We start from the raw sequence: 20595 nt of genomic DNA on the forward strand, positions 1-20595 counted from the left end.
CGGGAGCCGTCATACGGCCGGAGGTGGTTGCGATGAAATTTCGTCCTTTGGCGATCAGCGTCGGAATTGCTGGACTCCTGGCACTGGCCGCTTGCAGCGGTCCCGGGGGAACCCAGGGAGACTCCGCTCTACGGGCGCCCGCTTCGTCCAGGGCCGCACCGTCGGCTTCGTCCAGGCCCGAACTCCCCGCGGATGCCAAGCCCGAGGCTCGGGCGAGCGCGAGCGCGGCTCCCGAGGAACAGAAGGACACGCCGGCGGAGCAGATCTCGACGTTCGCCTTGGACGTGGACACCGCTTCGTACACCTATGCCCGCCGTACCCTCCAGGAAGGACGCTGGCCCGAACCGGGGCAGATCCGGCCGGAAGAGTTCGTCAACGCGTTCCGGCAGGACTACGCGCAGCCGCGGGACGACGGGTTCACCGTGCACGTCGACGGCGCCATGATGCCCTCACGCAACCAGGCCGTCCTGCGCGTCGGCCTGCAGACGCGCGCCTCCGACGCGGCGGCGCGGCGCCCCGCCAACCTCACCTTCGTGATCGACGTGTCGGGGTCGATGGCCGAGCCCGGCCGGCTCGACCTGGTGAAGCAGTCCCTGCACACGCTGATCGACCAGCTCGCGCCGGGCGACCAGGTGTCGATCGTCTCCTTCAGCGACGAGGCCACGGTGCTGGCCTCGATGACGCCGCTGGCCGCCCGTACCGAGCTGCACGCGGCGGTAGACCAGCTGACCGTGGCCGGCAGCACCAATCTGGAGGCCGGGCTGGTCACCGGCTATGAGCAGGCGGCCAAGGCGTTCCGCCCCGCGGCCACCAACCGGGTCATCCTGCTCTCCGACGGCCTGGCCAACCAGGGCAGTACCGAGTGGCAGTCCATTCTGGACCGGGTCAAGGAGTACGCGGGCCGGCAGGTCACCCTGCTGACCGTCGGCGTCGGCCGCGACTATGGCGACCAGCTGATGGAACAGCTGGCCGACAACGGCGACGGCGCCGCCGTCTACGTCAGCACGCAGGAGGACGCGGACAAGGTCTTCGCCTCGCAGCTCCCGGCCACGATCGAGCTGCGGGCGCGCGACGCCAAGGCACAGGTGGTCTTCAACCCCTCGGTGGTGGAGGGCTACCAGCTCATCGGGTACGAGAACCGCGCGCTGTCCACCGAGGAGTTCCGCGACGACAACCGGGACGGCGGAGAGATCGGCCCAGGGCACTCGGTCACGGCCCTCTACGCGGTACGCCTCAAGTCAGGCGCGACGGGGCAACTGGCCCAGGCGACCGTACGCTGGCAGAACCCCGACACCAGAAACCCCGCCGAGACGAGCAAGTCGGTGGATGTGGGGGCGCTGACGGAGTCGGTATGGGAGAAGGCGCCGGTGCGGCTGCAGGTGGACGTGGTGGCGGCGGCTTTCGCGGTGTACATGCGGGACCGAGAGGCGTTCGGGCTGACCCTGCCGAAGCTGGGGGAGCAGGCCAAGCGGCTGGCGGAGGCGGCGGAGGACCCGATGGTGACCGAGCTGGCGGGACTCATCGACAAGGCCCGCTCGGTGGGCTAGCCGTTGACCAGGCATTTTCCGGCTGGGCCGCTTCTTCGGGAGGCGGCCCAGTTGCTTGCGGCGGCTGGCTGAGGCTGGGAGTCGGATACACTTGGGGACGGTTCAAGGGGCTATGGCGCAGTTGGTAGCGCGCCTCCATGGCATGGAGGAGGTCTGGGGTTCGAATCCCCATAGCTCCACTCTTCCCCCACAAAGGGCTTCGTTGGGGCGCTTCGCGCTTACGGGCCTCAGGCGTCGCTTCCAGTCGCGCCGGAGCCGCGCCCCCTGAAGACATCCCAGGAGCTTAGGTGTCAAGCCGCGGGGTTTTGGGTGTGGTGTGACCAGGCGGTGGTTTCGTTGTAGGGGGTTCGGGTTTTGAGGCAGCCGTGCAGGATGCCGACGAGTCGGTTGGCGAGTTGGCGGAGTGCGGCTTGGTGGCTGAGGTCGCGGGCGCGTTGTTTGTCGTAGTAGGCGCGGGCGCCGGGTGAGGTGTTGAGCGCGGTGAAGGCTTGGCTGCTCAGGGCGTCGCGGAGCCGGTCGTTGTGGACGTAGCGGGCGAGCACGGTTTTCTTCTTGCCGGAGGCGCGGGTGATGGGGCTGGTGCCGGCGTAGTTCTTGCGTGCTTTGGCGTTGGTGTAGCGGGTGGGGTCGTCGCCGAATTCGGCCAGCACCCGGGCGCCGAGGATCGTTCCCAGGCCGGGCTGGGAGGTGATGATCTCAGCGTCCGGGTGCTCGCCAAAATGTGTCTCCACCTCGCCTTGGAGATTCTTGATCTGCTCGTTCAGGGTGGCAAGGACGGCGGCGATGGCCTGCACGCCGGCGGCGTAGGCGGCGCTGACCGGCTCGCTTTGGCCCAGCTGTCGGTTGCGCAGGGCGGCCTGGATGGCGGCGGCCTTGGCCGGGATGTCGTGTCGGTGGGCGTGTTTGAGCGCTGTGCTGATCTGCGTGATCGTCAGCCGCGCGGCAGAGGCCGGGTCGGGCGCGCGCATCAGCAACGTCAGGCTGTCGGCGGCATCCAGGTCGTCAAAGGCGTCCAGCGCGGCGGGGAAGTACTCCCGCAGCGCGTGTCGCAGCCGCTGGGTGTGCCGGGTGCGTTCCCAGATCAGCGTCTTGTGCACGCGGGCCACCACCTTGACGGCGGCGGCCTGGTCGCTGTCTCCGGCCACGGTGCGCAGCTGGTGGGCGTCGGTGCGGACCATGTCGGCCAGCACGTGCGCGTCACCGGCGTCGCTCTTGGCGCCCGACACGCTGTGCCGCTTGCGATACTCCGAGGCTTGCAGCGGGTTGACCGCGTACACGGTGTACCCGGAGGCGATCAGCGCCTGCACCCACGGCCCCCGATCGGTCTCGATACCGATCAGCACCTGCGCGGCCGCCTCATCCTCATCCTGCTCTGGCGCCGGCTCGCCCAGTTGCTCGCCGATCATCGCGTGCAGCCGGGCCATCCCGGCTACCCCTTCCGGTAGCCGCGCCTTGGCCAGCCGCTTGCCGCTCTGGTCCATCACCTCCACATCGTGGTGGTCCTCAGCCCAGTCATCCCCGACGAACAGCACCCGCTTCTCCCTCGGTCTCGAGCCTCGATTCTGCGGCAGCCGGTCAGGAGAGAACCATCAGCGACCTAATGAACACAGTGCTCACGCCACACGGGCGGGCACGACATCCCAGCAGCGATCACTCTCCCGGCTACTAGCAGGGGCACGGTCTTCAGGCAGGACTCAAGGTCCAGGGCCTCGAAGTGCTCACCTGCCAGCGGCTACCAACCCGAACTCTGCCCCATTGAACCGGACAGATCCGTTAGCTCTCATTAGGGCCTCCGCTTCGCTCCGGACGTTCTTTTCCAAGCCCGCCCGTTACCCGATTCGGTGGTTGGCCATCTGCTGCCCGCCCTATCCACAACGGTCTTCGCTTTTGGGGCGCTTCGCGCTTGAGGGCTCAGGCGTTGCTTCCAGTCGGGCCAGGTCCCGACCCCTGTAGGGCCTCCGCTTCGCTCCGGACGCTTGATTTGGGCGTGGGCTTCGCCCACGCGTTTCCTGTTGACCGATCGGGCCGTCTGAAGGTCTTGCCGGCCAGACATCGATCATTTCCGGCATTCGCCGAAGGGTAACGGTGGTTAGCTGTTGAGGGTGAGTGCGATTCGTCCAACCGGGTCAGGCCAGCTGGGGCGCCGGAGACGATCACGGGGAGTCTGTTGTGCCTCATCCGGCCCGCTGCAACCAGCCAACCGTGCCATCAATCCGCTCGGATAGGGCGGCAGGCAGATCATGGAGCAGACGCACCTTCTCCAGGCGGTCTGCAAGTGATCGCGCGGAAAGGGAACACCACCCCGCCCGAGACCAGTGGATCGCCCGCAGCGCCACCTCGAGAAGGCCGCCACGCTCGGCCTGCCGGAGGGCAGCCAGGTCATGCACGGGTGCCGAGGACAAGACCGTCCTGGAGGTGTCGGAACCCATCTGGCCGGCCGACCGCGTCACGATCGTCGACGAGTACGACCTCGAGCAGGACGAGCAAGCTCCCGACGTTCCCTCACAGATCTGAGGCGGTTCAATGAGCATGCATGACACCGACGAGGTGCGCTCGCACTGGTGGCCTCGGGAAGGGTGGCGACCGGGGCGCCTGGTCTACACCTGGCACCTGACCTTCGAGCACGCGCCACAACTGCATCAGCTCGCCGAGCGCTACCAGGCGGCCCTCGCAAGGATCGAGGAGCACAACCCAGTACCCGCGCGATGGCTACATCTCACCGTGCAAGCGGTCGGGTTCGTCGACTAGGTGTCCGAGGAGCAGCTTGATCAGATTGCCGAGGCCGTACGGGTCCGTCTGGGCGAGCTGGCCCGCGTTGAGCTGACCTTCCACCGGCCGGCCTTGCTCGGTGAGGGAGTTGTGCTGACTCCGACTCCCGCAGAGCCGCTGCATCAGATGTGGGGAGAGGTCAGGAGCGGCATCGCCGAGGTGCTGGGGAATGCGCCCACGGCAGCAGAGCAAGCCAAGGGCTTTCGCCCGCACGTCAGCCTGACCTACATCAACACACCAGGACTGGCCCGGACGTACATCGACGCCTTGGGCGCGGTCGAAGCCGCGCCGGTCAGTGTGGACGTTGAGCAGGTTGCGCTGATCGTGCAGAACCGGGTTCTTGATCCCGAGTGGCTCTATCGCTGGACCACCCGCACGACGGTGCCTCTCGGGGCTCGATAGAGAGAATAGTTGGTCAGTTTGATTCTTAGTGCTTGAAATGGCGTCAGAAATGCGTAGATGCTATTCGTGGGCATGCTAAAGACGCCGCGATGAGCATGCCCGGAGCTACTGAAGCCTACGCGTTCTTAAGCCCTAGGGCTTTGCACGGCTTAGATGGGAAAACCGCGAAACGGGCGGTATCCATTGTGCAGACAAAAAGCTTGGGGACTTTCGCTTCGGTGGTTCGCGCGGACGGGTAGGTCTTTGCTGAGCCTTTTACAAGCCGCCCTTCGCGAAAGAGAGTGGCGCATGACTCCTTGGCTCGCTTGGCTGTAGTCCGCTGCGGTGTTTCACCTCGTTTGGTGGCATACATGATTTCGGAAAAGTGGCCTTCAGGGTCGGCGGTACTATAACAACGTACTTCAGAGTATCGCTTGTTGGCCGCGACTGATGTCGTTTGCTTTATTGGAGTAGGTCCTGCGTCAGCTGCCGCGGCATGAATCGTTGACCCTCCGCAGGCGGCTACGGATGACGTAATGAAGGCGCTCAGAAGGAATAGCTTCACTGTAGCGCCCGGACGAGTGGTGTGTAATTTATTCTGCATTGATGTTCCTTGTGGAGGGCCTGTGCCGATGTCGCCTAGGCACAGGCCCAGAGTGTGTTTTTTAGTAGAACTCGACGGACGTGGTTTTGTTGTCGAAGGCACCCAACGTTGGTGCGTTGCCTACAACATGCTCGTAACTTCCTGAGTATACGAACTGCCAGAGGAGTCCATAGCAACTGTAGTACGATTGTGCAGATGAGGTGCGATTGTCCCACCACGTACCGGTGAAGTCGGTGTCGTAATATACGTCGCCGTCCGGACATGTGCTTGGACCCGATATGTAGAGCGACTCTCCTTCGTACCACTCTAGCTGGAAGACGGAACCGATAATGTAATCGGCGCTAGCGCCCGTGGCACGAATACGCGGTACTGAATCGTTGTGCGCTTTGATCTTTGCAACGAACTCTGGCGAACCAATCCCCTTGCCGTCGGCGGGGGCGTCCGTGATTGCGCCGCCGCTCGCGTCTTTGAGTGCTTCGGTAGCGGTATCGTAGCAGACTGGCTTCGTGGGCGGCTTCACGCGGCTTTTACTCTTTTCGACCAGATGAAGCACGCAGAATCCACCGTCCGGATTCTTGAACGGCGCCTGTTCCACGCCTTCGGTTACTGGATCTGCGCTGACGGGGAGGGCGGTTGCGAGCCCCAGGGCTGCGGTAGCGATCAGCATGCCCATGCCTTTTAATGCATTGCGAAACGGACGATTAGACACATTGCCTCCCGAACCGACTCGATCTCAACAAAGAGTACAACTCATCCATGATCGTCCCGTCAATGCTAACTTTGCGTACGGCGCAGCTCGCTGTGCGGGCCCGTGCTTATTTGATCCGCGTAAAGGCATGACATGCGGCCTTATATGATGTAGTGACGATATCACGCGGATCGGCTAAATGTGATGCAGATCACATTTGCCCGCTATGGAGATACGCTTCCGGGACTGCTCGTATCCGTGCATGTTGGGGGTGCGATGATGCGAGATCTTGTATATCGTCCAGAATTGAGACTCTATGGACGCTCGTTATGGGGTGTCCGTAAATGTTCATTGCACAGATTGAATTCGTAGAGCTATAGAGTCGTGACCGCCTGATTTCTCTGGTGTATGCAGGGGAGATGAGGTACGGGCAGAGGAGCGGATACGCCCTGCCAAGCAGAAGCGACGTGAATGGTTGCGGCTGAGACGGCCGAGCGGTTCGAGGGCGAGGAGTCGCTGGACTTACGGGTCAGTGAGCGGTCCGTCCTGGCGCGCCGCATGGCAGCAGGGCGGCATCCAGGCGCTGAGATCACGGAGGCCTGTCTCGCGGAAGAAGCTGACTACCGCACAGCGGGCGCGGCTGGAAGCCGGACTGCCCCGGGGCCATTGGCGCATGGGTTTGCCGACGACCAGCTCTGTACGTCCTACCGGGGTTCGCCTCGGAGGGTGCTTCGTTCTGGTAGCGCTTGACGGCAACGATGAGTACGTTCATGCTCACGGAGTGCAGGCGAGCACTGCCATCTCAGCCGAGGGAGCATGACGTGGCACTGGACTTTGTCGGCATGGATCCCGACTCCCCGAAGAACGAGTGCCCGGCTGTGTTCGTCGATCCGGAGACCGGTGACATGTACTTCCAGGGCCGGACTGTCACTGATCCGGCCGTCCTGGAGCGCATCGCCCGGGATTCGCCGATCGCTGCTGACGAGTCGGTGGTCTGGCATCCGCAGCGGATGGCTCCCATCGTGATGGAAGCCGTCAGCGGCACCTACGAGCGGAACAAGCAGGGCCCCGGCCTGCCGAGCTTCGAGCGGATGCTGGAGAATGCCGAGCGTTCCGCCGTGCATCTGGAGATGCGCGACACCTACGACGCGACCGACCCGGCCTTCCTGAAGTGGCAGCAAGACGGCAGCACAGGCGGGCTGAAGCTGAGCTACGACGCGCCGAGAGCGGGGGACTGGGCCTATGGGGTGTTGCGCCTTCGGCAGAACTCCAAGCGGTCGGGACGGCCGGACTTCAATACGGTGAACACGCGGAGGCAGTGGCGCTGCATGGCCAAGCGGCTGTGCCAGGTGTGCACGCGCTCAGCGGTGGACCCGGACACGGGATGGATCTCATGGCTCCTGTCGTCCGAAGGCGGCGGCCACGAGCGCGACGGCTTCACCAACGCGCCGCCGACATGCAAGGCATGCATCCCCGAGGCGATCGCCTAATGCCCGCATCTCCGACGCCACGCCATAGTCGCAACCGTTGGCGAAAGCATCCCGTACGGAGTGCGCGCTGATCTGTTCTTGCCCTGTCTACCGCCCCTGGTGCCATACGAAAGAAACGCGATTGTCCTGCTGAGTGACCCCGACCGCGAGTTCGCACTTGCCCGCGAGCTACTCGTCCGGCTGAGGGATGTGCGGCTCGCCCGGATGGAGCGATGATGGGTGACGTTCTGGGTGACGACGGGGGCGCACGAGATTACTGGCAAAAAGCCAGGATATTCTGGCTCTTTGCCAGATTACCTGTTCGAGGGCCGCACAGACCTCCTGTGTCCGGCGTCATAGCCTCTCTGCACAACCTGGCCATCGGCGCATTACGCCTGGCTGGACGCGCCGACATCACCGAAGCCGCCGGCTGAGCCTGCCGGAACATGCGAAGGCCCTTCGCGATTCTCGGCCATACATCATGATCTTGAAATAGCCGCGCCTGCTATGCTGAAAGCACATACCACCCGGCTCCTTGCGGGCCGGGTTTTCTCATGTCCGCAGGCGCAGTTCCCCGTTGACCTGCCGACCTGGGACATGGCCCGGGCTGAAGAACACGCCAGCGTCGAGCGGAGTGATCACGATGGCCCCCACTCGCCGGTAGCCCGCACCGTCCTGTTCATCGGCGCGCCGACCAAACGGCCAGAACCGCACCACCTGATCATTCGCCGGCGGGCTGACCGGCCCGGTGGCGTCGTCCGGTGGGGAGCAGGAGGGCGGCCAGGACGGCGACGACGAGCACGCCGGCACAGATCCAAAAGCTGGCGATGAACCCGGCCTCCGTGGGCAAGCGCTGGGCGGTGGTGGTCGCTGAGAGGATCGCGGCGAGTACGGCGGTGCCGATGCTGCCGCCGATCGTGCGGGCGAGGGTGTTGAGGCTGGTCGCAACACTGGTCTGAGACGGCGGGACGGTGGCGAGGATGGCGTTGGTCATGGCGGCGGAGGCCAGGCCGAGTCCGATGCCCATCAGAGTCACCGCGCTCAGGATGTGCCAGGTCGCGTGATGTGCGGTGGCGAGTAGGGCGAAGGAGGCCGCGGCCATGACGATGCCCAGGATCAGCGGGAGTTTGGCGCCGAAGTGGCGGTCCAGCGCGCCGGACAGGGGCGCGAAGACGACCATCGCCACGGTCGCGGGTAGCAGGTACAGGCCGGCTTCGCTGACGGACTTGCCGAGGCCGTAGCCGGTCGTGGCGGGGAGTTGGAGCAGGAGGGGCACGAGCAGGAACGAGCCGAACGTGGCGATTCCGAAGGCGATGCCGGTGATGAGGGTGGTCCAGACGCCCCGGCTGGTGATCATGCGCATGTCGACCAGCGGCGCGCGGGCGCGAAACTCGACCACCACCCAGGCGGAGAGTGTGACGGCCGCCCCGGCGAACAGGCCGAGTGTGGTGGTGCTGGTCCAGCCCCAGTTGCCGCCCTTGGTGAGTGCGAGGAGCAGGCAGACCAGGCCGGCCGAGAGCAGGAGCGCGCCGGTTACGTCCACCCGGCCGGGTGCGCGTACCGGAGATTCCGGTACGCCGAACGCGATGCCCGCGGCGGCGAGGGCGATCATGATCAAGGGGATCCAGAACAGCCAGTGCCAGGACAGGGTCGACACGATCGGTCCTGCCAGTACCGCGCCGAGGCCGCCGCCCGCTCCGAGCAGTGCGGACAGCAGGCCGACCGCGACCCCGACCCGCTCGCGCGGCAGCTCGTCACGGACGATGCCGAACGCCAGCGGCAGGATCGCACCCCCGGCCCCTTGCAGGACGCGGCCGATCACCACGAAGGCGAGGTTGTCGGCCAGAGCGGCGACCAGGGCCCCGGTGGCGAGCACGCCGAGGACGACGAGCAGCACCCGGCGGCGGCCGAACATGTCGCCGAGGCGGCCCGCGATCGGGGTCGCGATGGCGGCGGCGAGCAGGTAGGCGGTCACGAGCCAGCTGATGTCCGCGGTCGAGGCCCTCAGGTCGGCGGCGATGGTCGGCAGGGCCGGGGCGACGAGCGACTGCAGCATCGCGAACACCACCCCGGCCAGCGCCAGGAAGCCGAAGACGAGCGCGGGCTTCGCGTTCCGGGCGTTCCGGGCGTTCCGGGCGTTCCGGGCGTGCCGGGCAGCCCGGGAGAGCGACACATCCGGCTTGTGGAATGTTGAGTCGCCACGCATCACGTCACCAGGTGACGGGCAGTTCGTGGACGCCGTAGATGCTCATGTCGTTCCTGAACCGGATGTCCTCGATCGGCTTCGCGAGCCGCAGCCCTGGAAGCCGGCGCAGCAGTGTGGGCAGCGCGATCTGGAGTTCGGCGCGGGCGAGGGACTGGCCGATGCACTGGTGTACGCCGTACCCGAACGCCAGGTGCCCGCGTGCGGGCCGGTCGAGGTCCAGCGTCTCGGGCTCGGCGGTGAAGGCGGGGTCCCAGTTCCCGGCGGACAGGTTCATGATCAGCCCTTCGCCGGCCCTGACGAGCGTGCCGCCGATCTCGGCGTCTTCCTTGGCGATGCGGACGATCAGGTTGTGCACGATCGTGAGGTAGCGCAGGAGTTCCTCGACGGCGTTGGCGAGCACGGCCGGGTCGTCGGTGTCGCGGATCCTGGCGGCGGCCTCGGGGTTCTCCAGCAGGGCCACGGTGCCGAGGGCGATCATGTTGGCGGTGGTCTCGTGGCCGGCGTTGAGCAGGATGACCCCGTTCATCGCCGCGGTCTCCCGCCGTAGTTCGCCGGTCTGGACATGTTCGCGGATGACCCGGCTCATCAGGTCGTCGCCGGGGTCTTTCTCCTTGCGGGCGACCAGTTCCATCATGTACCCGAAGAACTCCCTGGAGGCGTTGGCCTTCACCTCCGGTGGGGTGTTCATGTTCATCAGCTTGCCGGTGATCGTTTGGAAGAAGCCGTGGTCGGCGTACGGAACCCCGAGCAGCAGGGAGATCACCAGAGAGGGGATCGGCAGCGCGTAGTCCTGGACCAGGTCGCCGGGCTGCCCGTTCGCGACCATCTTGTCGATGAACTCGTTCGCCATCGCCTCGATGTCCGGGCGCATCGCGTTGACCCGCTTGACGGTGAAGTCCTTGGTGAGCATGCGACGCAGCCGGGCGTGCTCCGGGTCGTCCATGCGGGGGAAGGTCTCCGGCGCGTTCGGGCCGTCCTGTTTTCCGTGGCCCTGCAGCACGCCGAGGACTTCGGCGCTGATGGCCGGGTGGGACATGGCGGTCTTGATGTCCTCGTACCGGCTCACGGCCCACACCGTGTGGCCGTTCCAGTTCACCTGACGCAGGCCCTCCTCCCGCCATCGCGCGTACTCGGCGGGCGGGTTGAACGGGCAGCGGGCCTCGCGTTCGCCGGGGAAGATCGGCAGGTCGGTGGTGGTCATGGAAATCCCTTCCGTCGGGCGGGGGTGGTGAGGGTCTGTCAGGCGGCGGTGGTGAGGGCGGTGGTCCACGGGGCGCGGGCCGCGATGAGGGCGCGCCAGGCGCGCAGGACCTTGGGGGACATGCTGGCGGCGAGGACGCCGACGAGGCGATCGGCCTTGCGATAGGCGACGAGGAGATGGTCGCTGTCGAGTACGAGCGCCTCGTCGTGGTCGCGGAGGTGGCCGTAGGCCTGGAACTTGGTGCCGTACTGGTCGGACCAGAAGTACGGCACCGGGGCGAACGGCCGGGGTTCGCCGAGCAGGTTGCGGGCGACGGCCATGCCCTGCTCGGCGGCGTTGGTGCGGTGCTCGACGCGCATGTGCGTACCGAACAGCGGGTTGTGCCAGCGGGCCACGTCACCGACCCCGTACACGCCGTCGGCGGCGGAACTGTACTCGTCACACACGAGTCCGTTGTGGACGGACAGGCCGCTGCCGGCCAGCCACTCGGTGTTCGGCACGGAACCGATGGCCACCAGTACGTCATCAGCCGCCACCACCGTGCCATCAGCCAACCGCACCTCCACCCTTGGTCCGCCACCGGTGCCGATCACGCCGGTCACCGAGACTTGGGTGCGGACCGTCACGCCGTGCTCGACGTGAAGGCGCGTCATGAGCCGGCCGGCTTCCTGGCCGACGGCCAACGCCAGCGGCACAGGACCCGACTCCAGCAACGTCACCCGTACCCCGAGACCGCGCGCGGTGGCGGCGACCTCGGCGCCCACGAACCCCGCGCCGACGATCACCAGATGCCGCCCGGGCCGCAGCCGTTCCTTCAGCGCCAACGCGTCCGGCAGGGTACGCAGCGTGTGCACCCCGGCGAGACCGTCGGTGCCGGGCAGGCGGCGGGCACGGACGCCGGTCGCCACGATCAGCGCGTCGTAGGACAGGCGGGCGCCATCGGCGAGGGTCACCACCCGTCGACCGGTGTCCACCGCGGTCGCCGCGACACCCAGCCGTAGCTCCAGGCCCAGCGCGTCGATGTCGGTCTCCGCGCGCAGGGCGAGCCGGTCCGGCGCCCACTGCCCGGCCAGCAACTGCTTGGACAACGGCGGCCGATCATAAGGAGGCCGCGGCTCGTCACCGACCAGCGTGATCACGCCCCCGAATCCGGCCCCGCGCAACGCCTCCGTCGCCGCCAGCCCACCGGCCGCCGCCCCGACGATCACGACCCGATTCGGGGCGGCGTTCATGACTCCGCCAGGTGGATCGCCGTGGCCGGGCACACCATGGCCGACTGCCGGACCGCGTCGTGCAGCACTGCTCCGGGGCTCTCGTCCAGCAACACCACGATGCCGTCCTCTTCCCGCTGGTCGAACACCTTCGGCGCGAGCAGTACGCACTGACCAGCGGCAACGCACTTGTCGGCGTCAACGCTCACCTTCATCGGATCTCCTCCTCACCCGTTGCTAACCGGCAGCTGCCTGCCATTTCATCTTCAGGGCGAAGCTAGCACACAAATGGCAGCATGGTGCCAGTTGATAGGCTCTGGTGGTGGTCACCGAAGCTGAGCGGCCCTTGAGGGCCGATGCCGTACGCAATCTCGAACGCATCGTGCGTGCCGCGCACGCGGCCTTCGCCGACGACGGCCCGGACGTGTCGCTCGAGGAGATCGCGCGCCGCGCGGGGGTGGGCATCAGGACGCTGTACCGGCACTTTCCACACAAGGGTGACCTGGTCAGGGCGGTTCTCGATCAGAGCGTGGCCGAGCACCTGACGCCGGCCATCGAACGCGCGCTCGACGATGAGAACCCGCGGCACGGTCTGACCACGTTGATCGAAACCGCCCTCGACATGGTGGCTCGTGAGATGAGCACCCTGTCCGCCGCGAAGAACGCAGGCTCTCTCACTCCCGACCTGTCCGCGACGTTCTTCGAGGCGCTCACCCTGCTCGTACGACGGGCCCAGCAGGCCCGGCTCCTGCGCGCCGACCTCGTCCCGGAGGACCTGCCCAGGATCATGGCCATGCTCACCAGCGTGCTCTGGACCATGGACCCCAAGACCGAGGGCTGGCGCCGTTACCTCGGCTTCCTTCTGGACGGGTTGTCGCCGGCCACGGCAAGCGTCCAGCCTGCGGCCGCGCCTGTGGTCAAGACGCCACGAACGGGCAACTGGGTGCTCTGACGCCCCGGCCACCACTTCCTGTCAAAGCGCCGACGACCGATAGTCAACATCAGGGTTGATCTCAAGGTGAACCCTGATGCGCCCCACTGTAACTGACAGCATGCTGCCAGTTAAGTTACCGCGCTATCCGTCTGAGAGGTGCCGCACGTGGCGTTGTCCAATGTGTTGGATTGGTGGCAGTCGTTGCCGGAGCCCGCACTCATCGCGGGCGCGGGAGTGATCGCTCTCGGTGAGTCCGTCATCGGCATCGGGTTCTTCCTCCCGGGTCAGGCGGCGCTGATGATCGCCTCGGCCACCGTCGACTCAGTACCTGAGTTCCTGATGCTGTGGGCAGTGGTCACGGCCGGCGCGGTCGCGGGCAACGTGATCGGGTTCGAGCTCGGCCGCCGGGTGGGTCCGGCACTGCGCGAGACCAGACTCGTCAAGAAGCGCGGCGCCAAGGGCTGGGACAAGGCCACGGCCCTGCTCCGCAAGCACGGCCCCTGGGCCGTGTTCGTCGGCCGGCTCATACCGATCGGACTCGTGCAAAGCATGGTGCCCGCCGTCGCCGGCGCGGCGCGCATGCCCTACCGCACACTCCTGCCCCCGATGGTGGCAGGCGCGGCCTGCTCAGCGGCAATGCCTCTGCTGATCGGCATCGGAGTCGCCGCAGGGCTGAAGGACGCCAGCGGCCTGGTTCTCATCATCGTCGGTGTGCTGCTCGCACTCGTCGCGGTCTTCGTGATCCGTAAGCGCCGCAGGGCGAACACGATTACAACGGACACGTCGCCCCACGGCCCGGATCCAGATCGCGAGCCGGCGCACGGGGCTCGACCATGAAGAGCTAATCGCCGGCCCGCAGCCAACTGACGACGGTCTCGATGACCGACGTCTGCCAGATTCGGCTCTGGGGGTTTAGGTACTGAGGGTCGTCGTGGACGGCGAAGCCGTGCTGCGAGCCCTCGATTTCCACCAAGGCGCAGGTGGCGGTGACCAGCCCGGCCGCCAACCGGGTGAAGAACCCGCCCTCCTCACGGGTCACTCCGCCTCCGTGGACCAGGACGACCGCGGATTCGGCTGATTCGCCTGGCGTTACCAGCGTCGCGGCGAGACGCAGGCCGTCGAGGGTGCGGATGGCGACGGACGTACTGCGGACCGGCATGGCGCTCCTGGCGGTGGCGGGAGGGCGGTGGCGGGAGAAGGCCATGGTCGCATCCAGGGGCAGCATGGTGCGAGGTTTTTCGAGCGCAACCCCATGCTCGACCTGCCCGCAGCCCTCGCCTGATGCCGTCAGGTTCCACTGAGCGGGACGGTCCGGTGGCTCAAGGCGCATGGCTCGTTACGCTGCTGGTGGCTGGCGAGTAGTGGACCGCCCCGGCGATGTGGGAGCCGATGACGTGAGCGTGAGCACGCGACGGAACGAGCCCGGCGAAGTGGTCTACATCCTGGATGACGACGAGCAGTTGTGCTCCTCGCTGGCCTGGTTGCTGGGGTCGGTGCACATCAATGCCGAGTGCTTCACCGAGGCCGCGTCCTTCCTGTCGGCGATCGATCCGGAACGGCCCGCCTGCCTCGTCCTGGACGTCCGTATGCCACATACGGGCGGTTTCCAGGTGCAGGAGATCCTCAACCGGATGGGTTCGTTGCTTCCGGTTGTGTTCGTGTCGGCTCATGGTGATGTTCGTATGTCCGTACGGGCCATGCAGCAGGGTGCCGTTGACTTCCTGGAGAAGCCGTACGATCCCCAGCACATGCTGGAGGTGGTACAAAACGCCCTGCACAAGGCGCGGGAGTTGCACGCCGAGCGCGCCGGGCAGCGCGTGCTGGAGGCTCGGCTCGCCGTGCTCACCCCGCGCGAGCTGGAGATTCTGCGGCTGGTCGTGGAGGGGGTGCCCAGCAAGAACATCGCCGGGCGCCTGGGCATCAGCGTGAAGACGGTGGACGTGCATCGGGCGCACATCCGCGAGAAGACCGAGGCGCAGACCCTGGGCGCCCTGGTCGCGGACGTGCTGCGATACGGCCTGCGCCTGTCTGCGAGCTGAGCCGGAGAAATACGATCTGCGCCGGAGAAAAGCCGGAGAAAATGCGAGCTGAGCCGGAGGGAACCGTATGGCCGACCTCACGCTGGCCGACCTGGGCCGGCTCTTTCAGGCGCTGCGCTACTGCGTCCTCGTACATGACGCGGCGACCAAGGAGATCATCTGGGCCAACCCGGCCGCCTGCGACGTCCTCGGCTTCACTCTCGACGAGCTGAAGCCCTTGAAGGCGCCCGACATGAGCTCCAACGCCCGCCAGTACGCCCGCGAGATCGGCGTCGCGTGGTTGCAGCGCGCCGCCGACCATGGCACCGCCACCATCGAGTGGAGCTATCGGTCCAAGGCGGGCGAGGACATTCTCACTGAGGCCGTCGCCATCCGCGTGGACCTCGAGTCCGGCCCTGTGGTGATGGTGCAGTTCCGTGACATCGCGGAGGAGAAGGCCACGCGCCTGGATCTGTCCCGTACGGAGGGGCGGTTGCAGACGTTCCTCCGCAATCTGGACGAGGGCATCGTGGTGCTCGACGACGACGCGCGGGTGCTGTTCGCCAGCGAATCGGCGGGTTCCCTGCTGCGGGTCGACGCCGGGCGGCTCGCCGGGGACGATTTCACCCGGTTCTGCGACCGTGAGTCGGTCACGAGACTGCGCGAGGTGCTGGCCACGACACCGCGGGGCGGGGCGCCGAGGGACGGCCGTTACCGGTTGCGCGCGACGAACGGCGAGGAGCGCTGGCTCTCGGCCCGGTGCCAGTACATCGACATCGAGGGCGACCTACGCGGGTGCCTGCTGCTCTTCCACGACATCACCGACCAGGTCCGCGCGGAGGAGGAACACCGCCGGGACGCGCAACATCTCAACCACCTCGCCCGCTTCAACGCCATGGGCGACATGGCGATGGCCATCGCCCACGAGGTCAGCCAGCCGATCGCCGCCGCGCACAACTTCGTGGCGGGCGTGCGCGGCCGACTCGCCGGAGACGGCGTCGACGCCGCGTCGCTGGACTGGGGGCTGGACAACGCGACCGCGCAGATCGACCGGGCGGCGCAGATCATGGCCAGCCTGCGCCGGTACGTCGTCGGCCTCGAACATTCGGAACAACTCGCCGACCTGAACGAGATCGTCGCCGACTGCGCTCATCTCATCGACGTACGGGCCCAGCAGAGCGCGGTCGCGCTGGAATGGGAGGCGGCGGTGGAACCGCTTGTTGTGCGCTGCGAGAAAGTCCTTATCGGGCAGGTCGTGATGAACCTCGCCTTCAATGCGATCGACGAAATGGCGCGCTGGCCCGCGGAGCGGCGCGTGGTGACGATCGCGACCCGCCGTGACGACGCGTTCGGCGAGATCGAGGTACGCGACCGGGGACAGGGGTTGGCGGCCTTCCCCCACGGCCGGATCTTCGACGGCGCGTTCACCTCGAAGCGGGACGGCAACGGCATCGGTCTCGCCCTCAGCCGCCGCATCGTCACACGTCACGGCGGCACCGTCCACGCGATGGAGAACACGCCCCAGGGCGCGGTGTTCGCCCTTCGGCTGCCGCTGCTCGACGAAGTGCCGCCGCTGCGACGATGACGTCCGGTCGGCCGAAGTGCTTCTTGGCCCGCTTCACGCTCTCGAAGGCGGCGGCCTCGTCGGTCACGTCAAGCGGAAGTCCCGCGGTCATGTGACCAACGCCACCGACCAATGGGTGTCACACAGCGGTGAGGGCCGGCGTCTTGTGCCTGGAGCGCAGGAAGCGCCGCAAGGAGGCGCATGTCGGCCTCTGGCTCCCCGAGCTGGACATGGCCGAGGAGCGCAGAACACATCACGGCCTGTGGGAGGTCTTTCATGACGAAGAGCGTTGCCGGCCTGGAGTTGCCGGTCGAGCGTGGCTGCCCGTTCGCCCCGCCCGTCGCCTACGAGCAACTGCGCGAGCGGGCGCCGGTCAGCAAGATCCGCATGACCAGCGGCGGCGAGGCGTGGTGGGTGTCCGAGCATGAGGAGGCCCGTGCCATCCTCGCCGACCCCCGCTTCTCCTCCGACAAGCGCAAGGATGGCTGGCCGCTCTTCACCCTCGACGCGGCGACCCTGCGGCAGCTCCGCAGCCAGCCGCCGTTGATGCTCGGCATGGACGGCGCGGAGCACTCCGCGGCCCGCCGCTCGGTGATCGGCGAGTTCACTTTGAAGCGCCTGGCCGCGCTACGTCCGCGGATCCAGGAGATCGTCGACCACTTCATCGACGGCATGCTCGCCGCCGACCAGCACCCGGTCGACCTGGTGCAGGCGCTGTCCCTGCCGGTGCCCTCGCTGGTGATCTGCGAACTGCTCGGCGTCCCCTACACCGACCACGACTTCTTCCAAAGCCGCACCACCGCGTTGGTGCGCCGGGGATCGGTGGAAGAACGCCGGCGAGCCTTCGCCGAACTGCGCGCCTACATCGACGACCTGGTCACCCGCAAGGAGTCCGAACCCGGCGACGATCTGTTCGGCCGACAGATCACCCGGCAGCGCCAGGAGGGCACCGGCGACCACGCGGGCCTGGTGAGCCTGGCCTTCCTGCTGCTGACCGCCGGACACGAGACCACGGCGAACATGATCTCGCTCGGCGTGGTCGGGCTGCTCACCCATCCGGAGCAACTGGCTCTGATCACGAACGACCCGGACAAGACGCCCATGGCCGTGGAGGAACTGCTGCGCTACTTCACCATCGCCGACGCGGTCACCTCCCGGCTGGCCACCGAAGACGTGGAGATCGGCGGGGTGAGCATCAAGGCCGGCGAGGGCGTCATCGTCTCGGGCCTGTCGGCCAACTGGGATCCGGCGGCGTTCGAGAATCCGGCCGAACTGGATGTCGAGCGCGGGGCCCGTCACCACATAGCCTTCGGGTTCGGCCCACACCAGTGCCTTGGCCAGAACCTGGCCCGGATGGAACTGCAGATCGTCTTCGACACGCTGTTCCGCCGCATCCCCACCCTGCGGTTCGCCGCAGGGGTCGCGGACCTGCCGTTCAAGAGGGACGCCGTGATCTACGGCGTCCACGAGCTCCCGGTCACCTGGTAACGAGATCTTCGCGCGACAACGCCACCAGCCCGAGCGCTGGCGGCGTTGTCTGTGGCCACCAGTGCCCGAGCCGGCGAATTGCGGCATGGCCCTCGACCGCAGGGGGCCGCTGTCCTGCGACGCCTCCCACCACCGGTGGGAGGCCTACCGCGCCGACGCCTGGTCGGCGTCGGGTCACCACTGGGTGACGAGCGGCGTTTCCGGTTCGTGCCGCCGCCAGGCTTCGGCGAGGCGGGCGAGGCGGCTGGGGGCGGCGATGCCGCGCACGGTCGCGATCTTGCCGTTGGCGATGTCGAACGCCACGGCGCCGACGACCTGGTCGCCGACCACGAAGAGGATGGCGGGGGCGCCGTTGACGAGCGCGTAGTGGATGGCGGGCGTGCCGCCGGCGAGCCGCCGTTTCGCGGGCGTGGGTTTGAATCCGGCCCGTACGACGGCGGCGATGCGTTGCGGAGTGTCGTACCGCAGCAGCGTCTCGGTCAGGCCGGCGCCGTCGGAGATCGCGGTCGCGTCGTCGGTGAGCAGCGCCACCAGCCGTTCGGTGCGGCCCAAGGAGGCGGCGGCGAGGAACTCCTCGACGATCCTGCGGGCGGATGCCGGGTCGACTTCACCGCCGCGGCGGCGCGCGGCGGTGACGCGGCGCCGGCCCCGGTGGAGATGCTGCTGGCTCGCGGACTCGGTGATGTCGAGGATCTCGGCGAGCTCGGCGTGGCTGTAGGAGAACGCTTCGCGCAGGAGGTAGACGGCCCGCTCGAGGGGTGTCAGGCGCTCCATGAGCGTCAGCACGGCCAGGGAGACCGATTCGCGCTGCTCGAAAGTGTCGGCCGGGCCGAGCATCGGGTCGCCGTCGAGGAGCGGTTCGGGCAGCCAGGCGCCGACGGCGCGTTCGCGGCGGGCTTGGGCCGAGCGGAGCCGGTCCAGGCACAGGTTGGTGACGACCTTGGTCAGCCATGCTTCCGGCACCTTGATCCGCTGCCGGTCGGCGGCCTGCCAGTGCAGGAACGCGTCCTGCACGGCGTCTTCGGCGTCGGCGGCGGAGCCCAGCAGCCGGTACGCCAGTGAGGCCAGCCGGTTCCGGTTGGCCTCGAACCGACCGGTGTCGAAGCGGTCAGTGGCGGCGCTGTCCACGCGGACCACCCTAGGCGGCTACGCGAACGCCTTCTCGGCGGACGCGTCCGGTGCGGCGGCCAAGCGGCGCTTGCGCTTGGGCAGGCCGAAGGTCGGGTGCGAGTTGGCCCACAACGAGACCTTGAGGATGCCCGCCTTGATCCGCGCGGCCTTCCGGCCGCCCACATACTTCGGCCTCGCCACCCCTTCGTCGTCGACGGCCTGCAGAATCCCGTCCCGCCGCCCAAGGCTGATGTGGTTGCCCAGGTAGACCAGATTGGTGTGGGGGACCTCGCGGCCGGTCAGTTGCGCAAGGATCGTGGCGATCGCTTGCATGCTGGTGAAGCCGGCCGAAGCGCAGGACATCGGCAGCGGCCGGCCGTTGTCGCCGATGGCGTACGCGCTGTCGCCGGCGGCGTAGACGTTCGGGTGCGAGACCGACCGCATGTTGCGATCGACGATGATCTGACCGTTCTCGGTGACCTCCAGCCCACTGGCGGCGGCGATGGGGCCGACCGCGAACCCGGCCGTCCACACGGTCGCGTCGGAGGCCAGGGCGGTGTCGTCGGCACACAGCACCCGAGTCGCTTCGACGGCTTCGACGCTGGTGTGCTCCACGACGGTGATGCCCAGCCGATCGCAGGCACGGCGCAGATGGCCGCGGGCTCCGGCGGAGAGCCGGGCGCCCAGCTCGCCGCGGGCGACCAGCGCCACCGACAGGCCGGGCCGGGATTCGGCGATCTCGGTGGCGGTCTCGATGCCGGTCAACCCGTCGCCGACGACCAGCACACTCCCACGTTCGCCCCGCCTGCCCAGGTCGTCCAGGCGCTCGCGCAGGCGCAGCGCCGAGGGTCGGCCGGCGACGTCGAAGGCGTGCTCGGCCATGCCGGGAACGCCGCTGTCGGCGACGTGGCTGCCGAGAGCGTAGACAAGCGTGTCGTAGCCGAGCTCGCCGCCGCCGTCGGCGTCGGCCACGGTGACGACCTGACGTTCGGGGTCGACGGCGGTGACACGGGCCACGCGCAGCCGTATCCCCGTCCCCGCGAAGACATCGGCGAGCTTCCGAGCCTCGATCTCCTGGCCGGCCGCCAACTGGTGCAGCCGCAGCCGCTCGACGAAGTCCGGTGCGGCGTTGAGCACGGTGATCTCGATGTCCGCCGGGGACAACCGGCGGGCCAGGTTCCCGGCCACGTAGACGCCGGCATAGCCGGCGCCGAGGATGACGATGCGGTGCTTCATGTGCTGCTCCTGTCGGTTCGCTTGTGCCCCTTGAGCGAGACGACGCCGCGATTCCTGACAGGACTTGATGGTGATGTGGGTCACTCTCGCACCCCGCGCGTGGACTAAGGAAATCCCCTAGGGCGTCCAACCAATTCCCAATTGTCGGCCGATCTCGGCGCGCATAGCG

18 protein-coding genes and 1 tRNA gene are annotated in these 20595 nt (G+C 67.3%); 10 read left to right on the forward strand and 9 right to left on the reverse strand.

The genetic code is table 11. The annotated features are described in order from the left end of the window. The first annotated feature begins 32 nt into the window (after positions 1–32). Both ACQP2T_RS15645 and ACQP2T_RS15650 read left to right on the forward strand, forming a co-directional pair. On the forward strand, positions 33–1547 hold the full coding sequence (locus tag ACQP2T_RS15645; protein WP_433516855.1) for a YfbK domain-containing protein: 1515 nt from the start codon (positions 33–35) through the stop codon (positions 1545–1547). Positions 1548–1653: 106 nt separating this feature from the next. Further along, positions 1654–1726, forward strand: a tRNA-Ala gene (locus ACQP2T_RS15650). A gap of 111 nt (positions 1727–1837) precedes the next feature. On the opposite strand, the gene ACQP2T_RS15655 is transcribed toward ACQP2T_RS15650, so the two are convergent. Next, positions 1838–3079 (reverse strand): IS110 family transposase, encoded by a 1242-nt coding sequence (locus ACQP2T_RS15655; protein ID WP_433512360.1) that lies wholly within the window; start codon positions 3077–3079, stop codon positions 1838–1840. A 991-nt stretch (positions 3080–4070) separates the two neighbouring features. On the opposite strand from ACQP2T_RS15655, the gene ACQP2T_RS15660 reads away from it, so the two are divergent. Further along, a complete protein-coding gene (locus ACQP2T_RS15660) occupies positions 4071–4295 on the forward strand; it encodes a hypothetical protein (RefSeq protein WP_433516856.1) in 225 nt (74 codons plus the stop codon). Further along, positions 4296–4718 (forward strand): 2'-5' RNA ligase family protein, encoded by a 423-nt coding sequence (locus ACQP2T_RS15665; RefSeq protein WP_433516857.1) that lies wholly within the window; start codon positions 4296–4298, stop codon positions 4716–4718. Between the two features lie 644 nt (positions 4719–5362). On the opposite strand, the gene ACQP2T_RS15670 is transcribed toward ACQP2T_RS15665, so the two are convergent. Beyond that, positions 5363–5974 carry a hypothetical protein gene (locus tag ACQP2T_RS15670; protein ID WP_433516858.1) on the reverse strand — a complete coding sequence of 204 codons (612 nt, stop codon included), beginning with the start codon at positions 5972–5974 and terminating at the stop codon, positions 5363–5365. Between the two features lie 836 nt (positions 5975–6810). Here ACQP2T_RS15670 and ACQP2T_RS15675 point away from each other — a divergent pair. Beyond that, entirely contained in the window at positions 6811–7479 is a 669-nt protein-coding gene (locus ACQP2T_RS15675; RefSeq protein ID WP_433516859.1) for a DUF6879 family protein, read from the forward strand. Between the two features lie 700 nt (positions 7480–8179). On the opposite strand, the gene ACQP2T_RS15680 is transcribed toward ACQP2T_RS15675, so the two are convergent. The 4 genes from ACQP2T_RS15680 to ACQP2T_RS15695 are packed head-to-tail and all read right to left on the reverse strand — an operon-like array spanning position 8180 to position 12291. Further along, entirely contained in the window at positions 8180–9664 is a 1485-nt protein-coding gene (locus tag ACQP2T_RS15680; RefSeq protein ID WP_433516860.1) for an MFS transporter, read from the reverse strand. Between the two features lie 4 nt (positions 9665–9668). Then, positions 9669–10865, reverse strand: coding sequence for a cytochrome P450 (locus ACQP2T_RS15685; protein WP_433516861.1), 1197 nt, complete (start codon positions 10863–10865; stop codon positions 9669–9671). A 38-nt stretch (positions 10866–10903) separates the two neighbouring features. After that, positions 10904–12097 carry an NAD(P)/FAD-dependent oxidoreductase gene (locus ACQP2T_RS15690; RefSeq protein WP_433516862.1) on the reverse strand — a complete coding sequence of 398 codons (1194 nt, stop codon included), beginning with the start codon at positions 12095–12097 and terminating at the stop codon, positions 10904–10906. Further along, positions 12094–12291, reverse strand: a complete 198-nt coding sequence (locus ACQP2T_RS15695; RefSeq protein ID WP_433516863.1) for a ferredoxin — start codon at positions 12289–12291, stop codon at positions 12094–12096. Before ACQP2T_RS15695 ends, ACQP2T_RS15690 begins: the two co-directional genes overlap by 4 nt. A gap of 107 nt (positions 12292–12398) precedes the next feature. Here ACQP2T_RS15695 and ACQP2T_RS15700 point away from each other — a divergent pair, with 107 nt between their 5' ends. Both ACQP2T_RS15700 and ACQP2T_RS15705 read left to right on the forward strand, forming a co-directional pair. Next, complete coding sequence (locus ACQP2T_RS15700; RefSeq protein WP_433516864.1) at positions 12399–13028, forward strand: TetR/AcrR family transcriptional regulator; 630 nt, start codon at positions 12399–12401, stop codon at positions 13026–13028. A gap of 147 nt (positions 13029–13175) precedes the next feature. Continuing rightward, positions 13176–13847, forward strand: a complete 672-nt coding sequence (locus ACQP2T_RS15705) for a DedA family protein (RefSeq protein WP_433516865.1) — start codon at positions 13176–13178, stop codon at positions 13845–13847. Between the two features lie 4 nt (positions 13848–13851). Here the strand turns inward: ACQP2T_RS15705 and ACQP2T_RS15710 are convergent, their stop codons facing one another. After that, entirely contained in the window at positions 13852–14235 is a 384-nt protein-coding gene (locus ACQP2T_RS15710) for a hypothetical protein (RefSeq protein ID WP_433516866.1), read from the reverse strand. A 175-nt stretch (positions 14236–14410) separates the two neighbouring features. Here ACQP2T_RS15710 and ACQP2T_RS15715 point away from each other — a divergent pair, with 175 nt between their 5' ends. The 3 genes from ACQP2T_RS15715 (at position 14411) to ACQP2T_RS15725 (ending at position 18080) form a co-directional block, all read left to right on the forward strand. Beyond that, entirely contained in the window at positions 14411–15049 is a 639-nt protein-coding gene (locus ACQP2T_RS15715; protein WP_433516867.1) for a response regulator transcription factor, read from the forward strand. Between the two features lie 67 nt (positions 15050–15116). Continuing rightward, the gene (locus ACQP2T_RS15720; RefSeq protein WP_433516868.1) at positions 15117–16613 is read left to right on the forward strand and encodes a PAS domain-containing protein; all 1497 of its coding nucleotides are present in this window, start codon (positions 15117–15119) and stop codon (positions 16611–16613) included. 255 nt (positions 16614–16868) lie between these two features. Beyond that, the gene (locus ACQP2T_RS15725) at positions 16869–18080 is read left to right on the forward strand and encodes a cytochrome P450 (RefSeq protein ID WP_433516869.1); all 1212 of its coding nucleotides are present in this window, start codon (positions 16869–16871) and stop codon (positions 18078–18080) included. A gap of 174 nt (positions 18081–18254) precedes the next feature. Here ACQP2T_RS15725 and ACQP2T_RS15730 read toward each other — a convergent pair whose 3' ends face one another. Next, positions 18255–19208 (reverse strand): sigma-70 family RNA polymerase sigma factor, encoded by a 954-nt coding sequence (locus ACQP2T_RS15730; protein ID WP_433516870.1) that lies wholly within the window; start codon positions 19206–19208, stop codon positions 18255–18257. Between the two features lie 18 nt (positions 19209–19226). After that, a complete protein-coding gene (locus tag ACQP2T_RS15735) occupies positions 19227–20426 on the reverse strand; it encodes an NAD(P)/FAD-dependent oxidoreductase (protein WP_433516871.1) in 1200 nt (399 codons plus the stop codon). Positions 20427–20595: the final 169 nt, after the last annotated feature.

The sequence above is a fragment of the Nonomuraea sp. CA-143628 genome (assembly GCF_050942315.1).
In the GTDB taxonomy this organism is placed as follows: Bacteria; Actinomycetota; Actinomycetes; order Streptosporangiales; family Streptosporangiaceae; genus Nonomuraea.

What these genes read in the sequence shown, in the direction of transcription:
- ACQP2T_RS15645 (WP_433516855.1), top strand. Translation starts at nt 33, where the DNA reads ATGAAATTTCGTCCTTTGGCGATCAGCGTCGGAATTGCTGGACTCCTG.
- ACQP2T_RS15660 (WP_433516856.1), top strand. Translation starts at nt 4,071, where the DNA reads ATGAGCATGCATGACACCGACGAGGTGCGCTCGCACTGGTGGCCTCGG.
- ACQP2T_RS15670 (WP_433516858.1), bottom strand. Translation starts at nt 5,974, where the DNA reads ATGGGCATGCTGATCGCTACCGCAGCCCTGGGGCTCGCAACCGCCCTC.
- ACQP2T_RS15680 (WP_433516860.1), bottom strand. Translation starts at nt 9,664, where the DNA reads ATGCGTGGCGACTCAACATTCCACAAGCCGGATGTGTCGCTCTCCCGG.
- ACQP2T_RS15685 (WP_433516861.1), bottom strand. Translation starts at nt 10,865, where the DNA reads ATGACCACCACCGACCTGCCGATCTTCCCCGGCGAACGCGAGGCCCGC.
- ACQP2T_RS15690 (WP_433516862.1), bottom strand. Translation starts at nt 12,097, where the DNA reads ATGAACGCCGCCCCGAATCGGGTCGTGATCGTCGGGGCGGCGGCCGGT.
- ACQP2T_RS15695 (WP_433516863.1), bottom strand. Translation starts at nt 12,291, where the DNA reads ATGAAGGTGAGCGTTGACGCCGACAAGTGCGTTGCCGCTGGTCAGTGC.
- ACQP2T_RS15710 (WP_433516866.1), bottom strand. Translation starts at nt 14,235, where the DNA reads ATGCTGCCCCTGGATGCGACCATGGCCTTCTCCCGCCACCGCCCTCCC.
- ACQP2T_RS15720 (WP_433516868.1), top strand. Translation starts at nt 15,117, where the DNA reads ATGGCCGACCTCACGCTGGCCGACCTGGGCCGGCTCTTTCAGGCGCTG.
- ACQP2T_RS15725 (WP_433516869.1), top strand. Translation starts at nt 16,869, where the DNA reads ATGACGAAGAGCGTTGCCGGCCTGGAGTTGCCGGTCGAGCGTGGCTGC.
- ACQP2T_RS15735 (WP_433516871.1), bottom strand. Translation starts at nt 20,426, where the DNA reads ATGAAGCACCGCATCGTCATCCTCGGCGCCGGCTATGCCGGCGTCTAC.